Source organism: Nostoc flagelliforme FACHB-838 (assembly GCF_014698065.1).
GTDB classification, from domain to species: domain Bacteria; phylum Cyanobacteriota; class Cyanobacteriia; order Cyanobacteriales; family Nostocaceae; genus Nostoc; species Nostoc flagelliforme_B.
In genome coordinates, this window is record NZ_JACJSI010000382.1 from 1 (window position 1) to 5,423 (window position 5,423).

At 42.9% G+C, this 5,423-nt stretch carries 7 protein-coding genes; 2 read left to right on the top strand and 5 right to left on the bottom strand.

Annotated features, from left to right (window positions below; genetic code table 11):
• Positions 1-1,312 (top strand): primase-like DNA-binding domain-containing protein (locus H6G97_RS44295; protein ID WP_199350091.1); only part of this gene is annotated, 1,312 nt, incomplete at its 5' end.
• A 77-nt stretch (positions 1,313-1,389) separates the two neighbouring features.
• On the opposite strand, the gene H6G97_RS44300 is transcribed toward H6G97_RS44295, so the two are convergent.
• Both H6G97_RS44300 and H6G97_RS44305 read right to left on the bottom strand, forming a co-directional pair.
• Complete coding sequence (locus H6G97_RS44300) at positions 1,390-1,533, bottom strand: hypothetical protein (RefSeq protein ID WP_190946833.1); 144 nt, start codon at positions 1,531-1,533, stop codon at positions 1,390-1,392.
• A gap of 281 nt (positions 1,534-1,814) precedes the next feature.
• On the bottom strand, positions 1,815-2,096 hold the full coding sequence (locus tag H6G97_RS44305; protein ID WP_190946834.1) for a hypothetical protein: 282 nt from the start codon (positions 2,094-2,096) through the stop codon (positions 1,815-1,817).
• 781 nt (positions 2,097-2,877) lie between these two features.
• Between H6G97_RS44305 and H6G97_RS44310 the strand changes: the two genes are divergently transcribed.
• Complete coding sequence (locus H6G97_RS44310) at positions 2,878-3,588, top strand: Crp/Fnr family transcriptional regulator (protein ID WP_242056032.1); 711 nt, start codon at positions 2,878-2,880, stop codon at positions 3,586-3,588.
• A gap of 44 nt (positions 3,589-3,632) precedes the next feature.
• Here the strand turns inward: H6G97_RS44310 and H6G97_RS44315 are convergent, their stop codons facing one another.
• The 3 genes from H6G97_RS44315 to H6G97_RS44325 all read right to left on the bottom strand — a co-directional run bounded on the left by H6G97_RS44315 (position 3,633) and on the right by H6G97_RS44325 (position 5,151).
• On the bottom strand, positions 3,633-4,097 hold the full coding sequence (locus H6G97_RS44315) for a response regulator (RefSeq protein WP_190946835.1): 465 nt from the start codon (positions 4,095-4,097) through the stop codon (positions 3,633-3,635).
• 393 nt (positions 4,098-4,490) lie between these two features.
• On the bottom strand, positions 4,491-4,694 hold the full coding sequence (locus H6G97_RS44320; RefSeq protein ID WP_190946836.1) for a hypothetical protein: 204 nt from the start codon (positions 4,692-4,694) through the stop codon (positions 4,491-4,493).
• Between the two features lie 13 nt (positions 4,695-4,707).
• Complete coding sequence (locus H6G97_RS44325) at positions 4,708-5,151, bottom strand: hypothetical protein (RefSeq protein WP_190946837.1); 444 nt, start codon at positions 5,149-5,151, stop codon at positions 4,708-4,710.
• Positions 5,152-5,423 lie beyond the last annotated feature (272 nt).

Consider the following 5,423-nt stretch of genomic DNA (forward strand, 5'->3'; position numbering starts at 1 on the left):
AGCTTTTTACGAATTAGTTGACAATGGGCCAATGAGCGGACGCGCTTTATTCAATCCAGTAGCTTATTCAATCCAGTGGTACATTCGGTTTTGGGTTGCCTCTGTAAGTCATCTACAGATCGAAAATGCTGGCGACGGCTGGATGCGTCGAGCTTACCCAATTCCAGTAAAAAACCGAGATGTAACCCCTGACCCAGACTTGTGGCTGAAGCTACAAGAGGTGAAGTCGGACATCATTTCTTGGGCTTTAGCAATGCCACGAGAAGAACGCGATCGCATTTTGTTATCGCCTCCAAGTTCGGATCGAGCGAAGAATTTGGCGCTAGAGGCATCTTTGTACGGGGACTCTACCAAATCCTTTGTGGATTTGTGCTTACGCCCCTCAACGACCGAAACATTTATCCCACAAAGTCGTTTACACAGTTGGTATGTACTTTACTGCCGGGAACATGGTTATGCTCCTTTGGGGATGTCCAAATTTATTAGCCATTTAAAAACAGTTTTGCCCCACAACTTCAAGGAACGTAGCTGGACACCCACCGTCAACGGAAAGCGCGAAAGAATTCAGTCCCACTTTGCATTCATTGAACCACTGGCTGGGGTATTTGAGATGAAAGTACCGGAGGGGCCACCGGATAGCTCACAATCTAGGGCAGAATTTTGGTATTGCTTTAAAGATAAATGCCTTGAAGGGGGAATAGAAGAATTTGAGGAGTTTTTTCACCCGATCAAAACCCCAGAACCCTTACACAGCTTACCTGTCCACCCTGTCCACCCACTAAATACCCCTCGATTTGACCCTGGACAGGCTGAAAGCCTTACACAGCAGGGCTGTCCACCCTGTCCAATTGTCCCCCCCCAAGAATTAGCATTGCAAAAAAAAGATGAGGAAAATAATGAAAGTGAAGTTAATCAATTCGTTGATGTAATTGATAACCCTTCAGTCCCCAAAGACTTTGTGTCCAACCTGGACAGCCTTGCTGTGACTGGCTTTGAGCCTGTCCAAGATGTTGGGGCAGCCGAAAATGGGGTGGACAGCTTGGACAGCCCTGCTGTGACTGGGTTTTCTCCTCAACAGGATGGTGAATTGATAAATACACGAGAAAGCGAATTATCTTGCCCGGAATTGAAAAGGGGGGATAAAATTGAGTTTTTCAACGACAGTGTTCGCAAGTGGCAAGTCGGAATCATTAAGAGCGTTCAAGTAATGGAAACATATTTTTGTAGCGCAACAATTGAGTATCGAGGCTTTAAAGGTAAAGTATGCTCCATAGAAATCTTTAGGAGTGATTGGATAAAATTTCTGCATTAGGGCGTTAAATCAGTTAAGAAGGCGGAAAGAGCAGCAGCACCACCTGCACCGAAAAAAGGTAAGTCAAGAGCGACTAGTCAGGGTAATACCTCTGCGCCGCGTACCTTACCAAAACCAAAGTTAAAAACGGGTGAGTAAAACCGCTTTTTTGTTTGATCAGTCAACGCCATCATGGGGTTAAAATCTGGTGGCGGTACAATTTCAAATTGTTCGCTTCTCAATCCACCGTGTGCATTAATAAAACGACCTTGTACCGTAAAATTGGGGAAGGTTGGGCATATTAAAAAAACTTACAACCGCGTATGAAGACGATGTAGGGGTGGAGTGTAATGAATGCATAGCATTCTCAAACCTTTTAGATTGTATGGAAGGATTTGGAACGGGCTATACAACTGCGGGTGGATATCTAGCAAGTGTGGGGTTATAGTTCAGGGATAGGTTATGGAAAGTAAGATTTCCTAAAGCTATTTCTCGCAAAGCGATCGCCTACTCCTTACGCCGATTAGTTTCTCCCTGCCTTAAAGCCTTCCCCACTTAGAAATTCTTCATTTATCAGCAACAGAATTTTATCTGTGTCCTTACCCTTGTTGGCATAGCTGGCAGGGTTACTGGGGTCTTTCTTGTTCTCCATACCGAATTTCGCGTTATGGCTAATCACTTCATCTTTATGGGCTTCAATCCAATCGCGTACCAGCAAGCCGTTACAGCCTGATAAATCCCTGAGTGCTTGGTTAGTAATTGCCAAGCGTTCGCCCTCTCCAGTCGCCACAGTATCGTTATACAAACAGATTGCCTGATAAGACCTGCGGATTTTTTCTACAGCTGCTAAGGTCGTTTTGCTCCCCTACACCTGGGCATCGGTTTTGGCAAGCCAGTCAATCTCTTCCTTTGGTGATGCAATTTTGGCAGGTGGTACTTACACTGATGTATAAAAATAAACTGTAAATTATCTTGTTGAGTATATCTCCTTTAGGTTAATACGTGTCATGAAGGGACGCTCTACTGTGATTGGGTACAGTAGGGTGTTTTTTTTTGGCGATCGCTTCCATCGGACGGTTACGCCATCACGCTCTGGCCAAAACAGACTACAGGCGATGGCAATTCGCCAACACTAAAAGAGCTAGTGGGAGCGTCAATTCAGCTTTTGGGGCGCGTAGGCGCTCAAACTAACAGAAAATAGCTTTGACCAAGCAGGCGCTCGCCTGACATAGGGTCAGGTCAGCCTAGAGATTTAGCTTGGTTAGTGATTTATGAGCGACTGGAGAGTTTTGAGAAAAGACCTCCTTAGATGGAGTAAAAAATTTGGTGAAAAAAGATAAATTTTTATCAGCCTGTTGACGGAGCAATGGGGATCTTAGGGGTGTAGACTGTCCATAATAGAGGCAGCAAGGCTAATGCTACTCGCACGCGATTATTAAATGTAAAGCTATTATGTTAGGTAGCTAACATAATAGTTTTAGCTGTTACACAGCTTTAATATTCGTTGGATTGTAACTTGCTTAACGTGAGCATTAGTAATGCTAAAAAACATTGGCAGTACACAACCACACTGCACTGTGTCACACTTGCCTAATACTAAAAACCTTCTGCTTGCTGCTTTGTCCCCTGATGTGTACGAGCATCTCAAAAACAACATGGAGCAGGTCGAGCTTTCATCCGGCTCGATACTTAACCGACCCAACGAAACCATCAACGAGGTCTACTTCCCTCTCACCTGCCTGATCTCGGTAACAATCACAATGATGGATGGCATGACGGTTGAAGCCGGAGTGGTCGGCAGCCGCGAGATGGTAGGGATCAACGCCTTCATGGGCGGTCGGGAGACGACGCAAACTGAGTACATCGTCCAGGTTCCGGGCAAAGCGATGAAAATGAAAGCACATTTGCTGCTTTCGGAGTTCGATACCAATAAATCGCTGCGGGACGTGATGCTGAAATACACGCAGGCTTATATGGCGCAAATCTCCCAAAACGTTGCCTGCAACGGCCTTCATACTATAGAAAAACGCATGGCCCGTTGGTTGCTTGAGTCGAGTGACCGTCTCTGCTCGGATGAACTGTTTTTGTCGCATGAGTTCCTCTCCAATATGCTGGGCGTGCGCCGTTCTGGTGTTACCGAAACCGCCCATATCCTAGAAAAGAAAGGTCTCATCCAATGCAGCCGAAAGAAAATCAAAATTATTGATCCGCAGAGCCTAGAAGAGACCTCCTGCGAGTGTTATGGGGTAATTAAAGACGAATACGACCGCTTGCTAAGGTTTAACCTAGAGAGATAACGGATAAAGTTGAGCCGCATATCTTGGCTCAACTTCGGGCTGACTCAAGAAAAGTTCGCCCTAGCAAGCTGTGCCACTGTTGCGACAAGCTCCTGTGGTTCAAAAGGTTTACAAATAACCGACTGAAACCCTGCATCTATTGCTGTGTTAAGGTATCCCGGATATACATAACTTGTAAGAGCCACGGCAGGAAGAAACCCTCCATCTAAGGCTTCTTTATTTCTAATGAAGCGAATTAGTGAATAACCGTCTTTACCAGGCATACCAATATCGCTGATCACAACATCAGGTTTCCACTCTTCTATTACCTCTATGGCATTATCCACAGATGTTGCTGTTTTGATTTTTGCTTGGGAATCTTCAAAAATAAACCTAACTATGCACAAAGAATCGTCATTACTATCTACGACTTGTACCCGTAAACCATTAACAGATGGCGATTGACTTTGCGGTACTTGTACTAAAAGGACTGTCTCTTCTAAATATGAATTAAAACAGCTTTTTAACAAAATAGATCAACCTCCTATTTGGTAATCACAATTAGGGGCCTTAATAAGCAGAGCGTTGACTATCTGCTTTTAGATATCTTCATTAACAAATCAACATGACATTAATCTAGATAGCTTTAAATTTACACCCGCTTCGCTCCCGTAGTCGGTTCGGTGGCGTACATTAAACTCCAAAGTAGCAAAGCTTTTCTCAGGCACGGTTAAGTTTTATCTGGTGGCTAGAGGGTTCGTCGTCAAAAACTTCGCATACGAACTAAAAACTTACTCCAATGGCTCAATTTTGGCAAAAAAATGTATTATCAAAAATTGGCTCCCATTATGGCTGATTTATGGCATCTCAATGGAATTTTGAAAAGTTATTTCTCAACTAATTATCACTATTGAAAATTAGGGTTAAAACTGGCTCAATTTTGGCATACCAATGGCATGGGTATGGCACAGTAATGGCAAATCAATGGAAAATGCCAGAATTTCTGCATTTTTAAATATCACAGTGATATTATGCTCCAGCCAAAAATTAATATCATTTTCTGACGCACAGTTAGCAATAAGATAGTCTGGAAATAAATCAAAAGTATTGAATATTTTACTAGCCAATCGTTATTAGGTTTCAATCCCAGTGATTGAAAATTATTTGTCCTATTTGATTCGGTGTCCAGTATCGATAATCTTTTAACTCTTCTGCACTCAAATCTGCAACATGTTCTTCTGTTGGATCAGTTTCTAAATACTCTTTACTCAGCACCTCATACTCCAAGGACTCAAATGCAGCTTGCAATAGTGGCACATCAAAAAAAACAAATGGTATATCTTCTGTGCTGCTGAAAGCGAGCAGATGATAATTTAGCAGGATGGTGACATTCATACTGCTACAGTTGTGATATTCCCGCAATTGCATACGGCACAAGTAGTAATTTCTGTACTGTCCACCCTCTCTCACTTCTAAAACTTTTGCATGTATGGTACGTGCAACTTCATAGCAGTCAGCACGAAACTGTTTCAAACCCCGAAATCCGATGCCTCTACTAATGCCTGTGGGTAATTTTTTTATCATCGTTAAACAAAAAGTTTATTTATTACAAGTGAGGATGAAAGTGAATTCAAAATCACTTTCATCAAAAAGAAGTACCAAACAGCTACATTAATACTACAAAACTAACTGTACAGTTCACTACTAGAACGCTGACTATTAAAGACTCAATTCATCATCCTGCTGGCGTTGCTGTTGCTGCTGTTGCCTTAACTGTCGCCCATAATCGAGTAGCTGCTGATTCCAATCACTGGCTTTAGATTTTTTGATTTGGGACTGTGGCATTAGTTCTAATA

What these genes read in the sequence shown, in the direction of transcription:
- H6G97_RS44325 (WP_190946837.1), bottom strand. Translation starts at nt 5,151, where the DNA reads ATGATAAAAAAATTACCCACAGGCATTAGTAGAGGCATCGGATTTCGG.